17 protein-coding genes are annotated in these 17,116 nt (G+C 58.3%); 10 read left to right on the top strand and 7 right to left on the bottom strand.

Features of this window, described 5'->3' with window-relative positions; all coding sequences use genetic code 11:
- Positions 1–22: 22 nt before the first annotated feature.
- The 4 genes from pheP to ACMYSN_RS08395 all read left to right on the top strand — a co-directional run bounded on the left by pheP (position 23) and on the right by ACMYSN_RS08395 (position 4,983).
- Positions 23–1,399 (top strand): APC family permease, encoded by a 1,377-nt coding sequence (gene pheP / locus ACMYSN_RS08410; protein WP_462497670.1) that lies wholly within the window; start codon positions 23–25, stop codon positions 1,397–1,399.
- A 186-nt stretch (positions 1,400–1,585) separates the two neighbouring features.
- Positions 1,586–2,791, top strand: coding sequence for an MFS transporter (locus tag ACMYSN_RS08405; protein ID WP_462498227.1), 1,206 nt, complete (start codon positions 1,586–1,588; stop codon positions 2,789–2,791).
- A gap of 15 nt (positions 2,792–2,806) precedes the next feature.
- Positions 2,807–3,835 carry a sugar phosphate isomerase/epimerase family protein gene (locus tag ACMYSN_RS08400; protein WP_462497669.1) on the top strand — a complete coding sequence of 343 codons (1,029 nt, stop codon included), beginning with the start codon at positions 2,807–2,809 and terminating at the stop codon, positions 3,833–3,835.
- Positions 3,832–4,983 carry a Gfo/Idh/MocA family protein gene (locus tag ACMYSN_RS08395; protein WP_462497668.1) on the top strand — a complete coding sequence of 384 codons (1,152 nt, stop codon included), beginning with the start codon at positions 3,832–3,834 and terminating at the stop codon, positions 4,981–4,983. Before ACMYSN_RS08400 ends, ACMYSN_RS08395 begins: the two co-directional genes overlap by 4 nt.
- A gap of 38 nt (positions 4,984–5,021) precedes the next feature.
- Here ACMYSN_RS08395 and ACMYSN_RS08390 read toward each other — a convergent pair whose 3' ends face one another.
- The gene (locus ACMYSN_RS08390) at positions 5,022–5,438 is read right to left on the bottom strand and encodes an Exc2 family lipoprotein (RefSeq protein WP_462497667.1); all 417 of its coding nucleotides are present in this window, start codon (positions 5,436–5,438) and stop codon (positions 5,022–5,024) included.
- 253 nt (positions 5,439–5,691) lie between these two features.
- Between ACMYSN_RS08390 and ACMYSN_RS08385 the strand changes: the two genes are divergently transcribed.
- Entirely contained in the window at positions 5,692–6,672 is a 981-nt protein-coding gene (locus tag ACMYSN_RS08385; RefSeq protein ID WP_462497666.1) for a LacI family DNA-binding transcriptional regulator, read from the top strand.
- A gap of 3 nt (positions 6,673–6,675) precedes the next feature.
- On the opposite strand, the gene ACMYSN_RS08380 is transcribed toward ACMYSN_RS08385, so the two are convergent.
- Together ACMYSN_RS08380 and ACMYSN_RS08375 are read right to left on the bottom strand one after the other, a co-directional pair.
- Positions 6,676–7,920 (bottom strand): mechanosensitive ion channel family protein, encoded by a 1,245-nt coding sequence (locus tag ACMYSN_RS08380; protein WP_462497665.1) that lies wholly within the window; start codon positions 7,918–7,920, stop codon positions 6,676–6,678.
- A 75-nt stretch (positions 7,921–7,995) separates the two neighbouring features.
- Positions 7,996–9,423, bottom strand: coding sequence for an MFS transporter (locus ACMYSN_RS08375; protein ID WP_462497664.1), 1,428 nt, complete (start codon positions 9,421–9,423; stop codon positions 7,996–7,998).
- A 109-nt stretch (positions 9,424–9,532) separates the two neighbouring features.
- On the opposite strand from ACMYSN_RS08375, the gene ACMYSN_RS08370 reads away from it, so the two are divergent.
- Positions 9,533–10,411 (top strand): helix-turn-helix transcriptional regulator, encoded by an 879-nt coding sequence (locus ACMYSN_RS08370; protein WP_462497663.1) that lies wholly within the window; start codon positions 9,533–9,535, stop codon positions 10,409–10,411.
- An 18-nt stretch (positions 10,412–10,429) separates the two neighbouring features.
- The gene (locus ACMYSN_RS08365; protein WP_462497662.1) at positions 10,430–11,473 is read left to right on the top strand and encodes a DUF2157 domain-containing protein; all 1,044 of its coding nucleotides are present in this window, start codon (positions 10,430–10,432) and stop codon (positions 11,471–11,473) included.
- Here the strand turns inward: ACMYSN_RS08365 and nfsB are convergent.
- The 3 genes from nfsB to ACMYSN_RS08350 form a co-directional block, all read right to left on the bottom strand.
- The gene (nfsB, locus tag ACMYSN_RS08360; protein WP_462497661.1) at positions 11,470–12,123 is read right to left on the bottom strand and encodes an NAD(P)H-dependent oxidoreductase; all 654 of its coding nucleotides are present in this window, start codon (positions 12,121–12,123) and stop codon (positions 11,470–11,472) included. The genes ACMYSN_RS08365 and nfsB overlap by 4 nt on opposite strands.
- Before the next feature lie 120 nt (positions 12,124–12,243).
- On the bottom strand, positions 12,244–12,624 hold the full coding sequence (locus ACMYSN_RS08355) for an MmcQ/YjbR family DNA-binding protein (protein ID WP_123755854.1): 381 nt from the start codon (positions 12,622–12,624) through the stop codon (positions 12,244–12,246).
- Positions 12,624–13,205: a TetR/AcrR family transcriptional regulator gene (locus tag ACMYSN_RS08350; protein ID WP_462497660.1), complete on the bottom strand. Its 582-nt coding sequence runs from the start codon at positions 13,203–13,205 to the stop codon at positions 12,624–12,626. Before ACMYSN_RS08350 ends, ACMYSN_RS08355 begins: the two co-directional genes overlap by 1 nt.
- A gap of 189 nt (positions 13,206–13,394) precedes the next feature.
- Here ACMYSN_RS08350 and ACMYSN_RS08345 point away from each other — a divergent pair, with 189 nt between their 5' ends.
- The 3 genes from ACMYSN_RS08345 (at position 13,395) to ACMYSN_RS08335 (ending at position 16,583) form a co-directional block, all read left to right on the top strand.
- Positions 13,395–14,495: an MBL fold metallo-hydrolase gene (locus tag ACMYSN_RS08345; RefSeq protein ID WP_462497659.1), complete on the top strand. Its 1,101-nt coding sequence runs from the start codon at positions 13,395–13,397 to the stop codon at positions 14,493–14,495.
- A 32-nt stretch (positions 14,496–14,527) separates the two neighbouring features.
- Entirely contained in the window at positions 14,528–14,869 is a 342-nt protein-coding gene (locus ACMYSN_RS08340) for a RamA family antibiotic efflux transcriptional regulator (protein WP_123755857.1), read from the top strand.
- Between the two features lie 121 nt (positions 14,870–14,990).
- Positions 14,991–16,583, top strand: coding sequence for an alpha/beta hydrolase (locus ACMYSN_RS08335; RefSeq protein ID WP_462497658.1), 1,593 nt, complete (start codon positions 14,991–14,993; stop codon positions 16,581–16,583).
- Here ACMYSN_RS08335 and ACMYSN_RS08330 read toward each other — a convergent pair.
- A complete protein-coding gene (locus ACMYSN_RS08330) occupies positions 16,542–16,790 on the bottom strand; it encodes a DUF1158 domain-containing protein (protein WP_123756225.1) in 249 nt (82 codons plus the stop codon). The two genes, ACMYSN_RS08335 and ACMYSN_RS08330, sit on opposite strands and share 42 nt — an antisense overlap.
- Between the last annotated feature and the right edge of the window lie 326 nt (positions 16,791–17,116).

Below are 17,116 nucleotides of genomic sequence, written 5' to 3'. Positions count from 1 at the left end.
TAGAAACTAACAGGTGATCGACGTGAAAGACGCGTCAACGCAGCCAGATACCGCAGCAGATAGCGGCCCGGCGCTTCATCGCGGTTTACAGAACCGACATATTCAGTTAATTGCTCTGGGCGGTGCCATCGGTACCGGTTTGTTCCTTGGGATTGGTCCGGCGATTCAGATGGCCGGTCCAGCGGTGTTAATTGGCTATGCGGTCGCCGGGATCGTGGCATTTTTGATCATGCGCCAGCTTGGCGAAATGGTGGTGGAAGAGCCGGTATCCGGATCCTTCGCCCACTTTGCCTATAAATACTGGGGCCCGTTTGCTGGTTTCCTCTCCGGCTGGAACTACTGGGTGATGTTCGTGCTGGTGGGCATGGCGGAGCTGACCGCCGCCGGCATCTATATGCAGTACTGGCTTCCCGATGTCCCCACCTGGGTCTGGGCCGCGGCCTTCTTCGTGATTATCAACGCCGTTAACCTCGTGAACGTCCGCCTGTATGGCGAGGCGGAGTTTTGGTTTGCGTTGATCAAAGTGCTGGCGATTATCGGCATGATCGGTTTTGGCCTGTGGATGCTGTTTGGCGGCCACGGCGGCAGTAAAGCCGGCTTTGATAACCTGTGGCGTCACGGCGGTTTCTTTGCCACCGGCTGGCATGGCCTGGTGATGTCGCTGGCGGTGATTATGTTCTCCTTCGGCGGCCTGGAGCTGATCGGTATTACCGCGGCGGAAGCGCAGAATCCGGAAAAGAGCATTCCGAAGGCGGTCAACCAGGTGGTGTACCGTATTCTGCTGTTTTATATCGGTTCGCTGGTGGTCCTGCTGGCGCTCTACCCGTGGGTCGAGATCAAATCCGACAGCAGCCCGTTTGTAATGATTTTCCACAATCTTGACAGCAACGTGGTGGCTTCTGCGCTGAACTTTGTCATCCTGGTGGCATCGCTGTCGGTCTATAACAGCGGCGTTTACTCCAACAGCCGGATGCTGTTCGGCCTGTCGGTGCAGGGCAACGCGCCGAAGCTTCTCGCTCGCGTCAGCAAGCGCGGCGTGCCGGTCAATTCGCTGATCCTTTCCGGGGTGATCACCTCGCTGGTGGTGCTGCTGAACTACCTGCTGCCGCAAAAAGCGCTGGGTCTGCTGATGGCACTGGTGGTGGCGACGCTGCTGCTGAACTGGATCATGATCTGCATGGCGCACCTGAAATTCCGCGCCGCGCAGCGACGTAAAGGCCGCGAGTCGAAGTTCAAAGCGCTGCTGGCGCCGGGTGGCAACTATCTGTGCATTGCTTTCCTGGCATTGATCCTGGTGCTGATGTGCACCCTCGACGGCATGCGCCTGTCGGCTATTCTGCTGCCGGTCTGGATCCTGTTCCTGTTTGTGGTCTTCAAGCTGCTGCGCCGTCCGGCGTAATATCTCTTGCCCCGGCATCCGTCGGGGCACTCTGCTTATTATTGTGATCGTCTTCGCGCTTAACGTATATCGCTAAGGATCTTCTTTTTGTAATCGATTACTTTCTATCTCGAGATGTTTTGTAATCGATTACTTTTTGAGGGTGTGAACATGGTATCCACAAGTGAAGGTCGTGAAAGTGCCTGCGTGCAGCACCGGTTTCTGGTGCCGCGTCTGTCGCTAATGATGTTTATGCAGTTCTTTATCTGGGGAAGCTGGTCGGTGACTATGGGGCTGGTGATGACCCGCTACGATATGGCGTTGCTGATTGGCGATGCGTTTTCTGCCGGGCCGATTGCCTCGATCCTGTCGCCGTTTGTGCTGGGGATGCTGGTCGACCGCTTTTTTGCTTCGCAGAAGGTGATGGCGGTGATGCACCTGGCGGGCGCGGTGATCCTGTGGTTCGTCCCACAGGCGCTGGTGGCACAAAATGGCGCGCTGCTGATCGGCCTGCTGTTTGGCTATACGCTGTGCTATATGCCAACGCTGGCGCTGACCAATAATATCGCCTTCCACAGCCTGAGCAACGTCGATAAGACCTTCCCGGTGGTGCGCGTCTTCGGCACCATCGGCTGGATCATTGCCGGGATCTGTATCGGGGTCACCGGGATTTCTGACACCACCGCTATCTTTAATCTGGCGGCGCTGTGTTCGGTGGTGCTAGCGGTCTATAGCCTGACGCTGCCGCATACGCCAGCACCGGCCAAAGGTATCCCGGTGAAATTTCGCGATCTGTTGTGCGCCGATGCTTTCGCGCTGCTGAAGACGCGCCACTTCTTTATCTTTTCGCTCTGCGCCACGCTGATCTCTATTCCGCTGGGGACCTACTACGCCTATACCGCTTCTTATCTGGCGGATGCGGGCGTGGCGGATGTCAGCACCGCGATGTCGTTTGGTCAGATGTCGGAAATCGCCTTTATGCTGGTGATCCCGCTGTTGTTCCGCCGTCTGGGAGTGAAGTACATGCTGCTGGTCGGGATGGTGGCGTGGTTTGTCCGTTACGCTTTCTTTGCTCTCGGCGTGAGTGAAGAGGGGCGCTTCCTGCTCTATCTCGGCATCCTGCTGCACGGCGTGTGCTATGACTTCTTCTTTGTCGTCGGCTTTATCTATACCGACCGCGTGGCGGGGGACAAGGTCAAGGGCCAGGCGCAAAGCATGATCGTCATGTTTACCTACGGCATCGGCATGCTGCTGGGCTCACAAATTTCCGGCGCACTGTATAACCAGCTGGTGGCCGGGCAGACCGTGCCGCAGGCGTGGGTCACCTTCTGGTGGATCCCGGCGGTGGCGGCTGCGGTTATTGCACTGATTTTCCTTTTCTCTTTCCAGTACAACGAGAAAGAGCAGCACTGATTTTAAGGAGGTGGTATGAAAACGATCAAGGGACCGGGGATTTTCCTGGCACAGTTTATCGGGCCGCAGGCGCCGTTTAACACCCTGGACGGGATCGCGGCCTGGGCCGCCGGGTTGGGTTATCAGGCGCTGCAGATCCCGTGTAATCATCCGGCGATTTTTGATGTCGAGCAGGCGGCGGCGAGCCAGACCTACTGCGATGATATTCGCGGGCGGCTGGCGGAGCATGGCCTGACCATCAGCGAGCTGTCCACGCATCTGGAAGGGCAACTGGTGGCGGTCCATCCGGCCTATTACGCGGCGTTTGACGCATTCGCACCGGCGGCGCTGCGCGGTCAGCCCCAGGCGCGCCAGCAGTGGGCGGTGGAGAAGGTGCGCCAGGCGGCTATCGCCTCGGGGCGCTTAGGCTTGCAGGCCCACGCCACATTCTCCGGCGCGCTGGCGTGGCCGCAGTTTTATCCCTGGCCGCCGCACAACCCGACGCTGATTGATGAGGCCTTTGATGAACTGGCGTGCCGCTGGCGGCCGCTGCTCGATAGCTTCGATGAGCAGGGGGTCGATCTGTGCTACGAGATCCATCCTGGTGAGGACCTGCACGACGGGGTGACCTTTGAGCGCTTCCTGCAGCGGGTGGATAATCATCCGCGCTGCAATATGCTCTACGATCCCAGCCATTTACATCTGCAGCAGATGGACTACCTGGCCTACATCGACATCTATCATGAGCGGATCAAAGCTTTTCACGTCAAAGATGCCGAGTTCCGCCGCGACGGGCGCAGTGGGGTTTACGGCGGCTACCAGAACTGGCTGCAGCGGGCCGGGCGCTTCCGCTCGCCGGGCGACGGGCAGATTGATTTCAAAGGTATTTTCAGCAAGCTCACCGAGTACGACTTCGACGGCTGGGCGGTACTGGAGTGGGAATGCTGTCTGAAGGACGCTGAAGCCGGGGCGCGTGAGGGCAGCGAGTTTATCCGCCGCCACATCATTCCGGTCTCCGGGCGGGCGTTTGATGATTTTGCCAACGGCAAGGAGGCGCAAGGATGATTCAGGTCGGCATTATTGGCACCGGGTTTATCGGCCCGGCACATATCGAGGCGCTGCGCCGGGTGGGGGATATCGAGGTCGTGGCGCTGTGTGACAGCGACCTGGCTCAGGCGCAGCACAAAGCGCGGCAGCTCAATGTCGCTCACGCTTACGGGCAGGTTGAGGCGCTGCTGGCGCATCCGGGATTGCAGGTGGTGCATAACTGTACGCCGAACCATCTGCACGCGGAGATTAACCGTCAGGTGCTGCGCGCCGGGCTGCATCTGTTCTCGGAAAAGCCGCTGTGTATGCTGCCGGAGGAGGCGCGTGAGCTGGTGTCGCTGGCGGAAAGCGCCGGCGTGGTGCACGGCGTGAGCTTTGTCTACCGCCAGTTTGCCATGGTCCAGCAGGCCGCCAGCATGGTGCGCGACGGGCAGGTCGGGCGGCTGTTTTCAGCGCACGGCAGCTATTTGCAGGACTGGATGCTGTGGCAAACCGACTACAACTGGCGGGTGGAATCGGCGCTGGGCGGCGCCTCGCGGGCGGTGGCGGATATCGGCTCCCACTGGTGCGACACGGTACAGTTCATGACCGGGAAACGCATCACCGAGGTGATGGCGGATCTCTCCATCGTCTGGCCGACGCGCCAGGCGGCGGTTTCGGGCGAGGCAACCTTCAGCCAGCCGGGGGAAGATCAGCAGTATGAAGCGCGGCAGGTGGATACCGAAGATATGGGGTCGGTGCTGTTTCGCTTTGAGGACGGCAGTAAAGGCTGCTTTACCGTGTCGCAGGTCAGCGCGGGACGCAAGAACCGCCTGGCGGTGGAATTAAACGGCAGCCAGTGCTCGCTGGCGTGGGATCAGGAGGTCCCGCAGCGCTTGTGGATTGGGCGGCGCGCGCAGCCAAACCAGCTGCTCAGCGACGATCCCGGACTGATGCAGCGCGATGTCGCCGCCAGCGCCCATTTTCCCGGCGGGCATATCGAGGGCTGGCCGGATGCCTTTAAAAATATGATGCTGAGCTTTTATCAGGCGGTGCGTGCCGGCAAGATGCCGGAGGCAGAGCAGCGACGCTTCGCCTCGTTCTATGAGGGGGCGGATGTGATGTACATCATTGATGCCATTCTGCAAAGTCACCAGCAGCAGCGCTGGGTTCGCGTCGCACGATAGCAGGCAAACGCTGCGCCACCAGGGTGGCGCAGCGGGCGTTATTTCACCCCGAGATAACCATCCAGATAGGCGCCGGACAGTTCGTTGCCGAACAGCACGGCGTCTTTATTTTCCATCTGATGTTCCCATTTATCGCTGCTGTTGCCGTTAAAGGCGTGCTGCGTCTGGCTCCCCTTGGCGATTTGCTGTTTGATCGCCTCGGCGTTGCTGCGGGCCGCGCTTTCGCTGACGCCGCTGCTCCGATCCTTCTGACCGCGCTGATACGCTTCGGTGAAGGTCGGGAGATTCAGGCGATAGTTCTCCTGGCGGTTCACGGCGTAATTGCCGCCGACAAAATCGGAACGGTGGGCAATGAAATAGTAGGCGTGACGCTCCGGTGAGGATTTAGACGAGGTACAGCCGGTGAGCGCAATGAGTGAACAGCCGATAGCGAGAAGCGTGATTTTAATCTTCATGGTGGCATCATCCTTAACGTATTTATTATGTCAGGCCAGGCGGCAAAACAGCACCATCCCCGGCGCTCAGGTTTACGACGCTATCATCGCGCTGACCGCGCCCGGAAAATAGCCCCGATTATTTGTTGTTTTCCCCGTAACGGCTGGTGACAGGTCGCGGTGAACATCGTGATTTCTCCCGCCACGCCTCCATCGACGGCGTATTTATGATAGCCTTCGCACAATAACTTTTATCGCAGGAAATGCAGCCGTTATGTCAATTCAGAAGATTGCTCGCCTGGCGGGGGTGTCGGTGGCCACCGTCTCGCGGGTGCTGAATAACAGTGATACCGTTAAACCGAAGAACCGTGAACGCGTGTTGCAGGCGATAAAAGAGAGCAACTATCAGCCGAACCTGCTGGCGCGCCAGCTGCGCACGGCGCGTAGCTACATGATTCTGGTGATGGTGTCGAATATCGCCAACCCTTTCTGCGCGGAAGTGGTGAAGGGGATTGAAGAAGAAGCGGAAAAGCACGGCTACCGCATCCTGCTGTGTAATTCGGGTTCCGATCTGGCGCGTTCCACTTCGGGGCTGAGGCTGCTGTCGGGCAAAGTGGTTGACGGTATTATTACCATGAACGCCCTTGCCAGCCTGCCGGAGCTGACGATGATGATCGGCGAGGCGCCGTGGGTGCAGTGCGCCGAATACGCCGATAGCGGCACGATTTCCTGCGTCGGTATCAACGACATTGACGCCGCGCAAGGGGCGGTCTCACGCCTGGCGGAGAGCGGGCGTCAGCGCATTGCCCTGATAAACCACGACCTGAGCTACCGCTATGCCCGTCTGCGCGAGCGTGGGTACAAAAACGTCCTGCATGTCCGGGGGATGGGCTATCAACAGGTGGCCTATGCCAGCGATCTCAGCGCCGCCGCGGGTAAAGCCGCCATGGAGACGCTGCTGGCCGCGAAAGAGTTGCCGGATGCGGTGTTTGCGGTGGCGGATTCGCTGGCGGCGGGGGCGTTACGCGCGATTGCCCAGGCCGGTCTGCGGGTGCCGGAAGATATTGCCGTGATGGGGTTTGATGGCACTGAACTGGCGGAGATGGTCTCGCCGCAGCTGACCACCGTTGAACAGCCGTCCCGCGAGATTGGCCGCGAGGCGGTGACGCTGCTGCTGAAGAAAATCGATAATCCTGATGCCGCTGCCGAGCGGGTGATGATGGACTGGCGCGTCATTAACCGCGCCAGTACCTGATCGTTAGCCCCTGCCTACCGCCACTAACGAGCGGATATCGTTGCCGGTCGGCGACTGGTGGATCCGCAGGCCAAACTCGTCAACCACGGCGAAGATGTGGTCGAAAATATCGGCCTGAATTTCTTCATACTCAGCCCACACTACCGTACTGGTGAAGCAGTAAATTTCAATTGGCAGGCCATCGGCGTCCGGCGCCAGCTGGCGGACCATCATCGTCATATCTTTGCGCAGCCGCGGGTGATTGCGGAGATATTCCTGCAAATAGGCGCGAAAAGTACCGATATTGGTCATCTTACGTAGATTCAGCACCGAATTGTCGGCGGCGTGCTGCTGATTCCACTCGCTGATTTCCTGATGGCGCGAATCCATGTAGGGCTTAAGCAGTTTTGCCTGAATTAAGCGCTGCTGCTCCTGTTCATCAAGGAAATGGATACTGGTGGTATCGATATTCAGGCTGCGCTTAATGCGTCGACCGCCCGAGGCGGACATACCGCTCCAGTTTTTAAAGGAGTCTGAAACCATCGACCAGGTAGGGATGGTGGTAATGGTGTTATCCCAGTTACGCACCTTCACGGTGGTCAGGCCAATATCAATTACCGCGCCATCGGCACCGTATTTCGGCATTTCCAGCCAGTCGCCGAGTTTTAGCATGTCGTTGGCGGAGAGCTGAATCCCGGCTACCAGGCCGAGGATCGGGTCTTTAAAGACCAGCATCAGTACCGCGGCCATGGCGCCCAGGCCACTGATCAGAATCGCCGGCGACTGGCCAATCAGCAGCGAAATCACCAGAATGCCGATGATGATGGCGCTGACCAGCTTAATCCCCTGGAAGATCCCTTTGAGCGGAAGCTGCGAAGCGGTGGCGAACTTCTGCGATAAATTGAACACCACATCGAGCAGCGAAAAGAAAGAGAGCAGGGCATAGATCATCACCCACAGCTGGGCGGCGGTGGTGACGATATCGGCAGCTTCACTGCCTTTTTGTAGCCACAGTACTGCCTGAACGTTGACGATAATCCCTTGCAGGGTAAAGGCGAGGCGGTGAAACAGTTTGTTCTGAGTGATGATTTGCAGCCACAAATGGCTACTGGCCTGTGCGCGTTTTTCGAAGGCGCGCAGCACCACTTTGTGCAGAATTAAATGAACGACGATCGCCGTCAGTAAAATAATGCCGAAGATAATGACGAGTGAAGTAGTTGCGGTGATTTTGATGCCTAATGCGGCAATTTGCGATATTAATTCCTGCATAACGTCTCCTGTACATCCAGCGGGTATGATGACCGCTGGATGTATATTATGCAAATCAGACGTGATGCGCCGGGTTTACGAGGCCGCCGTCACCGGGTGAACGCTCAGATGATGGCGTAATCGCAGGGCAATGGCGCCTAATATCAGCATCATCACTACCTCGACGGCCAGGAAGTCGATCAGCGCCTGGGGATAGTTACCGCCGCTGCGCTGGGCGAGGGTTAAAAACAGCGAGCCGAGGATCGCCGGGCCTAACCCCAGCGTAGCCTGCTGGAGGGTGCTCAGAATGGCGCTGCCAGCACCGGCATCGCAGGCGCTGATGTCACGCATCCCGATACGATAGAAGCTATTAACGATCAGCGCCTGGCCGTAGCCGATAAGCGCGGTCGACGGCACCATTGCCAGCGCGGCGGTGTGCAGGCCGAAGTGTTGAACGGTGGCGATCAGCAGCAACAGGCCGGCTATCTGTATCCCCAGCCCGGTCAGCAGAATGCGCCCCATGCTGTAGCGCGCAATCAGCTTCGGCGCGTACAGCGCCGAGACAAAATAGGCGACCCCAAGGGCGATAAAGCTGTTGCCCGACTGCCACGGGGACATCCCCAGCCCGGACTGCATGGTCAGCGCCATGCAGAACATAAAGCCGGACCAGGCGCTGAAGAACAGCAGAGCTATCGCCATCCCGAAGCGGATGCTGGTGAGCTTCAGCAGGCGCGGAGGCAGCAGTGCCTGCTCGCCGCGTTGCTGTTTACGCAGCGCGCTCATCCGCATCCAGGCCAGCAGCGGCAGCACCGCCAGCAGCATCAGCTGTAACGTCCAGGGCCAGTGCAGCTCCGGGCCCAGCGCCATCGGAAACAGCAGGCAGCACAGGATCAGCGCCAGGCTGAACGTCCCCTGCCAGTCAATGGCGGAGTGGGCCTCGCGCCGGGTTTCCGGCACATAGCGCTGACTAAATGCCAGCACCAGCAGGCAGATTGGGACATTAATAAAGAAGGCGTTACGCCAGCCCAGCCCGGCGATATCCGCCGATACCAGCCAGCCGCCGCCCATCTGCCCGACGATAAAGGCAATCCCGCCGATCCCGCCGTACAGGCTGATGGCGCGGGCATGGGCGGTCCCTTTCAGGGTAACGTGCAGGGTGGCGAGAATCTGCGGCACGATCAGCGCCGCCCCTGCGCCCTGCAGCGTGCGGGCCGCCAGCAGTTCGCCGATGGAGCCCGCCATGCCGCACAGCAGGGAGGCGAGGCCAAACAGCACCACGCCCCATATAAACAACCGGCGGCGGCCGTAGTTATCCCCCAACTTGCTGCCCATCGCCAGGCACACCGCAAACGAGACGCCATACAGCGCCACAATCAGTTCCAGTTGGGTGGCGCTGGCATCGAGGGAGTGGGTAATCGAATCCAGCGCCACGTTAGTAATTGAGGTATCGATCAGCGGCAGCATCTGACCGGTTAACAGCAGTAGTAAACCGGCACGGCCGGGTGAAACAGCAGACGAATTCATCGGATCGCTCCATTGCGTCATTCAGCGGATGGTCGTAGCATTACCGATAAATTAAACGGGTACCAGTTCCTGTCTATACTGGTATTGGTACTACCATGCTGGAGGAAATATGACGGGAATGCCGCAACGGGAAGCACTGTCGATCGCCCCCGATGACAGCCGTAAGCAGCTGGGGGCATTTCTGCGCGCCCGCCGCGAGAGTCTGGATCCGCAGCGGCTTGGCCTGCCGCGGGTCGGACGGCGGCGCACGCCGGGCCTGCGTCGTGAGGAAGTGGCGATGCTGGCGGATGTCGGCGTCACCTGGTACACCTGGCTGGAGCAGGGGCGCGAGGTGAACCCGTCGGAAGCGGTGCTGGTGGGGGTGGCGAACGCCCTGCAGTGCAGCCCGCTGGAAACCCGCCACCTGTTCGTGCTGGCCGGACTGACGCCACCGGAGGCGCCGTCGGCCGTGGTCTGCGATGCCATCGGCCCGGGGACCCGCCGGCTGATTGACAGCCTGATGCCGCAGCCGGCGAGCATCCAGAAACCCAACTTCGATATCGTCGCGTGGAACGACAGCTTTTGCCGCCTGATGGGGATTGATTTCGCTCAGCTTGCCGAAGAAGACCGCAACTGTATTTATCTCTATCTGACCAACGACACCTGGCGCCGCCGCATCGAAAACCGCGATGTGCTGCCGACTTTTGTCTCCTATTTCCGCGCAGCGATGGCCGAACATCGGGGCGATCCGCTGTGGGAAAATAAACTGGCGCGCTTCTTCGCCGCCTCCGCCGAGTTCGAAGCGCTGTGGCACCAACGTTATGAGGTCCGCGGCGTGGAGAATCAGGTCAAACACTTCAACCATCCGCAGCTTGGGCGTTTCAGTCTGCAGCAGATGTACTGGTATTCCGCCCCGCGTAATGGCGCACGGTTGCTGGTTTATCTGCCGATGGACGAGTCGGGCGAACAGGCGCTGGCATGGCTGGATAAGCAGGATGCTCTCTACTGAAAACCACAGGGAACGCAGATGAACGTAACCAGAAAACAACATCGGGTGATTGCCCGGGCGCTGGATGAGTGGCAGGCCGCGGGGACGTTGAGCGAGGCAGAACACCAGCGGCTGGCGGGCTCGTTGCAGGTGACGCCTTTTGACTGGCAGCGCCTGAGCCGCTATGCCTTCTGGACGGCGCTGGCCTGCCTGTTGATTGCGCTGGGCAGTCTGTTTGCCGACAACGAACTGCTGGCGTGGCTGGCCGTGATGTTCCGCGACTCGGCGCTGGCGCGCATCGTGCTGCCGGCGGTAATTGCGCTCGGCTGCTACCTGTGGGGCTTTCGTCGCCAGCGGCAGGAGCAGCACTGGCACTACAGCACCGAGGCGATTCTGTTTGTCGGCGTGGTCTTTACCGCGGTGGCGATTTGGCAACTCGGCGAGCGGCTGGATAACGGCAGCGGCCACATCGCGCCGCTGTTTCTGGTGGGCTGCGCCATTTATGGCGCCATTGGTATCGCGGCCCGCTCCGGGCTGGTGTGGCTGTTTTTTCTGCTGGCGCTGGGTAACTGGTTTGGCGCGGAAACCGGCTACGTGTCGGGGTGGGGCGCTTACTGGTTAGGCATGAGCTACCCGCTGCGCTTTGTGCTGTTTTCCGGCGTGATGCTGGCGCTGTGCTGGCTGTTACGCCATTGGCTGCAGCAGCGTCGGCTGCTGACTGTCAGTAAAGCGATGGGGCTGACCTGGCTGTTTATCGCCCTGTGGATCCTGTCGATTTTCGGCTATCACGACCCCGACCGCTGGTACAGCATTTCTCAGGCGCAGCGGCTGCCGTGGGCGCTGTTATTTGGCATGGCGGCGGGGATCTGTATCTACATCAGTCTGAAAACCGAGGACGCGATGCTGCGCGGATTTGGCCTGACGTTCCTCGGCATTAATCTCTACACCCGCTTTTTCGAGTATTTCTGGGAGAGCATGCACAAAGTGGTGTTCTTCCTGATCCTGGCGGTGTCGCTGGCGATGCTGGGTCGGTATGCAGAAAAAATCTGGCACGCCGGCGAGCGGCGTGCGCGAGAGGGTTAAATCTCGGTGATGGTCGTCGCCTGCGGCAGGCGCGATTTCGGCAGCGCGGCGTTGAAATCTTCGACGCTGTGGTGGCCCACCGGGACGATGACCACGCTGGTGAAACCTTGTTCGGTTAAGCCAAATTCGGCATCGAGGATTGCGGCATCGAAGCCCTCTACCGGCACCGCGTCCAGCCCCAGGGCCGCCACGCCGAGCAGGAAGTTACCGACGTTAAGGTAAACCTGTTTCGCCATCCAGTGATTGTCGTCCTGCAGCTCTTTGCGGTGCATATCGGCAAAGAACACGCGGCCTTTATGGTTCGCGGCTTTGGCTTCCGGGCTGGCGAAACGGCCGTCGGCCTCTTCCTGGTCAACCACGCGGGTCAGCCAGGCGTCGTCCATTGCGGTCTTCGCACAGAACACCACCACGTGAGAGGCATCGAGGATTTTGCGTTCGTTGAAGACGTAGGTGCCGCTGGCGGCTTTCGCGACCCGCGCTTTCCCTTCGTCGGTGCTGGCGACAATAAAGTGCCACGGCTGAGAGTTGGTGCTCGACGGGCTGAATTGCAGCAGGGTTTTCAGGCTGCTGGCTTCCGCCTCAGTCAGTTTTTTCGAGGCATCAAAGGCTTTTGTGGAGTGGCGCTTTAAGGCAACGGAGATGATATCCATAACTCTTCCTCACTATTTCATGCTCAAGTTAACCCGTCCCTGACGGAGCGGTTAGTGACAGAAGAGTACAGCGAAGGCGAGGGAATGATAAGAGACAAAAATGCGATAACACTTATCGTGTTAGCCTGAAAATCGCTCCGGGCGCAGCCGTTTCTGATCTCGTTTTGCCAGCTTGTTCACCACCTGATGCCAGGAATCATCAACCAGTTCAGCCAGCAGATCCTCGCTGATATCCTCGCCGGGCACGACCGTGATCCAGTGCTTTTTATTCATGTGGTAACCCGGCTCAATGCTGCGGTAAATCTGTTGATTGAGCAGGGATTTTTGCGGCTCGGCTTTCAGATTGACCAGCGCACGACCGCGCAGGGTCACGGTGATCATAAAAATGCGCCCGCCAACTTTAAAGACGTCGTACTCCGGGCCAAACGGCCAGCAGTGCTCGGTAAACGGGTAGGCCAGGGCCAGACGATGGGCGCAGGCGTGCAGCGAAGTATTATCCATTACTGTTCTTTCACGTGGAGGGCCAGCCACATGGTTTCAAACCCGAGGGCGATAATTTCAGGCGCCCGTTTCACGTCATGGCTGACAAATTCGATGGTGGTTTCCGCCAGCGAAAGGAACAACGCATCGCCAAAGGCGCTGAAGGTTTCGCTCTGAAAAACCGGTTTGATGGAGGTCTGGCACATCTCGTTGAGTTCAGGAAACATCTCTTTGACCTGGGTCCGGGTTTCGTCGGTGATGCGCTCGCTCAGCGACATCCGGCGGATCGCTTTGTGCTCCATCGGATGACGGATACTCCAGTCGATATAGCTGTTCCAGATGTTGCGGGCGTTCTCTTTCGGCCGCTTTTCGTTTGGCGTCAGCTTGCCAATCATCGACTGGACTAAGCCGCTCTTGATGGTGAGGTACAGTTCGTTGAGCAACTCATCCTTGGTGGCAAAGTAGCGGAACAGCGTTCCCTCGGCCACCCCGGCGCTGCGGGCAATGGCGGAGGTTGAGGCGGCGATGCCCGACTGGGCAAAGGCGGCGGTTGCGGCCTCCAGTAACGCTTGCTTTTTATCTTCACTCTTAGGACGAGCCACTACAATTTACCTCACATGTGATGAAACCCCGATCTAAGCATGCCTGGACATGGCACTGCAACGGTGTATGTCAAAATTTGAAAATCGTCTTGACGACTTTCGCTGCTTTCTTAATAATGAGTGCTTACTCACTCATAATCAAGTGTTATCACACAACCCTCAGGATAGAGGGTTTCATCTGGTCAGGTTATGAACCGTGTCACTCTAAGCGTGGTCGCCATCATGTTATTAGCCTCAGCAACCGCTTTGCCGTTTGTGTTAAATGCCGGGTTTGGTCGTGCGCCGCAGGGGGCTCAGCTCAGCCTGGTGGAACAGTCGCCGAACTATCGTGACAACCAGTTCCATAATCAGCTGCCCACGCCAGGCTTTACCGGACAGAAAAATATGCTGGCCGCGTGGTGGGAATTTCTGGTCGTTAAACGTGAAAATGCGCGCCCGGCACAGCCGCTGCCGCTGGTGAAGACCGATCTTGCCAGCCTGCCGGTAGGGCAGGATGTGATGGTGTGGCTCGGCCACTCTTCATGGTATCTGCAACTGGCCGGAAAACGGATCCTGATCGACCCGGTCTTTAGCAGCTACGCCGCGCCGTTCTCCTTTCTCAATAAAGCCTTCTCCGGGGACTATCCCTGGCAGGCAGAGAACATGCCGGAGATCGACCTGCTGATTATCTCCCACGATCACTATGATCATCTCGACTACGCCACCATCAAAGCGCTGATGCCGAAAATCAACCGCGTGGTGACGCCGCTTGGCGTCGGCTCGCATCTGCGTTACTGGGGCATGGACGGTGCGAAAATCAGCGAGGCTGACTGGAACGAAGCGGTGCCGGTCAGTGATGAACTGACGGTCCATGTGCTGCCAGCGCGTCATTTCTCCGGGCGCGGGCTGAAACGCAATCAGACCCTGTGGGCCAGCTTTATGTTCGTCACCCCGCAGCAGAAGATTTACTACAGCGGCGACAGCGGCTACGGCCCGCACTTTAAAGCCATCGGTGAACAGTTTGGCGCCGTGGATCTGGCGATTCTGGAGAACGGTCAGTACGACCTGGACTGGAAATACATTCATATGATGCCTGACGAAACGGCGCAGGCCGCCGACGATCTGCGCGCCCGCGCGGTATTACCGGGGCATGCCGGGCGCTTCGTGCTGGCAAAACACAGCTGGGACGACCCGTACATCAAGCTGGCTGCGGCGAGCAAAGACCGACCATGGCGGCTGTTAACGCCGATGCAGGGCGAGCCGGTTTGGGTTGCCGATAACACACAATCATTTCATCGCTGGTGGCAGTAATTGCCAGTGTGCTTCAACGGGGGAGAGAACTGATGACTATTTCAGCTCAAGTCATTGAAACTATTGTCGGCTGGATCGATGACAATCTGCATCAACCGCTGCGTATTGACGATATTGCTCGCCACTCCGGTTATTCGAAATGGCATCTGCAACGTCTCTTTTTACAGTACAAAGGGGAGAGTCTGGGGCGCTATATCCGCGAACGTAAACTGCGGATGGCGGCGCGTGACCTGCGTGACACCGATCAGCGGGTTTATGATATCTGCCTGAAATACGGCTTTGACTCGCAGCAGACATTCACCCGCATTTTCACCCGCACGTTTCATCAGCCGCCGGGTGCCTACCGCAAAGATAACCACAACAGCGCCCACTAACTGACCGCCGCCGGGTAACCGGTGGAGCGCCAACGGACTCGCCATCACTTGATGTGTTATTGCAAATCATTACCATTTGCATTAGCGTTGCTGGTAAATTCTGACAAGAGTAAACCGGGCGATGAAGATGGCATGGAGTGGTCTGCAGGTAGGAGGGAGTGCACAGCCTGCGGCGGCAATCGACGGCGAGTCCCCCTCTCTGCAGGGGGAGTTACAGGGAAAATTCGATGCCAGCGGTGAGGTCTGTTTTGACCTGCCGATGTTGGGTGAGAATTACGTGACGGCGACGATTTACGGTGTGACCGACGCCCGGTTGCTGGATGAAAATAACCGACGTCTGCGTACGCTGCTGACCGACGGGCCGCCGGACGGCGAACAGCAGCTGCTGTTTTCTCTGCCGGTGAATCGCCCTTCGGCGTTGGTTTTCCACGGTCAGGAAGGGGCCAGCTGGCGTTTTTGCTGGCGGATGAAAGAGACCACCGCGCTGAGCAAAAGCCAGACCCAGGATCCCATCAGCCCGCGTTTGCAGGCGCTGAAGCAGACCCTGGCGGCGGGCGGTGCAACGGCGGCTTTCTGGCAGGAGCGTGAGCTTGAAGGCACGCCGATGGTGGAGCCGGTAGATGCGGGACACAAGCGGGTCACTTTCCTGTGGCGCGGGGCGCAGAACAATGTCTTCCTGCTGGGATCGCCGGCGGGGGAGCACGACCCGTTATTCCGGCTTGGCGGTTCTGACGTCTGGTTTCGCAGCTATGTTGTCCCGGCCGATACGCTGATGCAGTATCAGCTGGCGCCGGATGTGCCGCGGGTTGACGGGGAAGGGGATGAACTACGGCGAGCGATTGTGATCAGCGCTCAGGCCGATCCGCTCAATCCACACACCGTCAACCATGCCAGCGATCGCTGGGGCCGCCATTCTTTGCTGGCGCTGGATCCTACACGCTACTGTACTCCACGGCGGATGGCGCAACCGCTGCGCTACGGCACCCTGACTCGCCACCACCTGCGCAGTGATTTTCTGCAAAACACCCGGGAAGTGCGGATCTATCGGCCACGTCTACCGCAGCCCGCCCGCTGGACGCTGCTGCTACTAGACGGCAAAACCTATCAGGATGAATACCGCTTTGCCAACGTGCTGGACAATCTGATTGCCCACCATATGCTGCCGCCGGTGAACGTGGTGTTTATCGATAGCCTCGATCAGGCGCGACGGATGAAGGAGCTGCAGCCGAATCCCTTCTTTGCCGACTTTATGGCCCATGAACTGCTGCCCTGGCTACGTCAGCAGGGGCTGAACCTGATGCGGCAAAAAACCGTGGTGGCTGGCTCCAGCTACGGCGGGCTGGCGGCGTCGTGGGTGGCGCTGCGCTATCCGCGCCAGTTTGCCAATGTCCTGAGCCTGTCGGGGTCTTACTGGTGGGCACCAAAAGATGAAGAGGCCTGCTGGTTAACCCGGCAGTATCAGCAGTCGCCGCGCTACCCGGTGCGCTTCTGGCTGCAGGCAGGGCGGTTTGAGACCTCAGGGCCTGACGGCGGGGTCTTCAGTCATACCCTCGCGTTTGAGCAGGCACTGCGTGAAAAAGGCTATCGGGTCAGCTTCCATCCGTCATCCAGTGGCCATGACTATGCGGCCTGGTGCGAAGCGCTGGTGGCCGGGATGCGTGATTTTACCGGCCTAGCGATCCAGAGAAAACCAGCGACGCCAGATCCAACGTAACACCACATACTCGATCGTACCCAGCACCAGGAACCACAGGCAAAAAAGCAGGGTATAAAACTGGTTGAGATCCATCAGATGGAAGGTATCGACCAGCTTTTGCGCCAGCGTCAGCCCGAGTGAGGGGGCTGGCAGCAGTAAACATGAGAGCAGGGCCAGCAATAAAATACCGGCGGCAGACAGTAGCGTTTCGAGCGGATGCTTCATTGTTTTGTTAATCATCAGTTAAAAAACATATTGTCCGGGAAAAAAACGGTTAACGCAATATACTTTCCCTCGTTATTATTTAACGTCATTCGTTGTAGCTCTTATATTATTTATTCTCACCCCTTCGTTAATAACTTGAGTGTTATTTGTAATTAAATTAATAGCATTGAAATGTCAGTTAACGTCATTATCCGGTCATCAGTTTTACAAAAGTATAGGTACTATATCCCACCAGGGTAGCAATAATGATGGCTAGCAGGATGTACAGTACCAGGCGGCGTCCGCGGTAGATTCCAAACATATTAACCTCGTTTGACTAGGGTTTA

Origin of the sequence: Klebsiella sp. R445 (assembly GCF_051131755.1) — a bacterium.
Lineage (GTDB): Bacteria > Pseudomonadota > Gammaproteobacteria > Enterobacterales > Enterobacteriaceae > Klebsiella > Klebsiella lignicola.
Note: the sequence above shows the minus strand (reverse complement) of the source record. Positions and strands in the feature narration are given on the sequence as shown.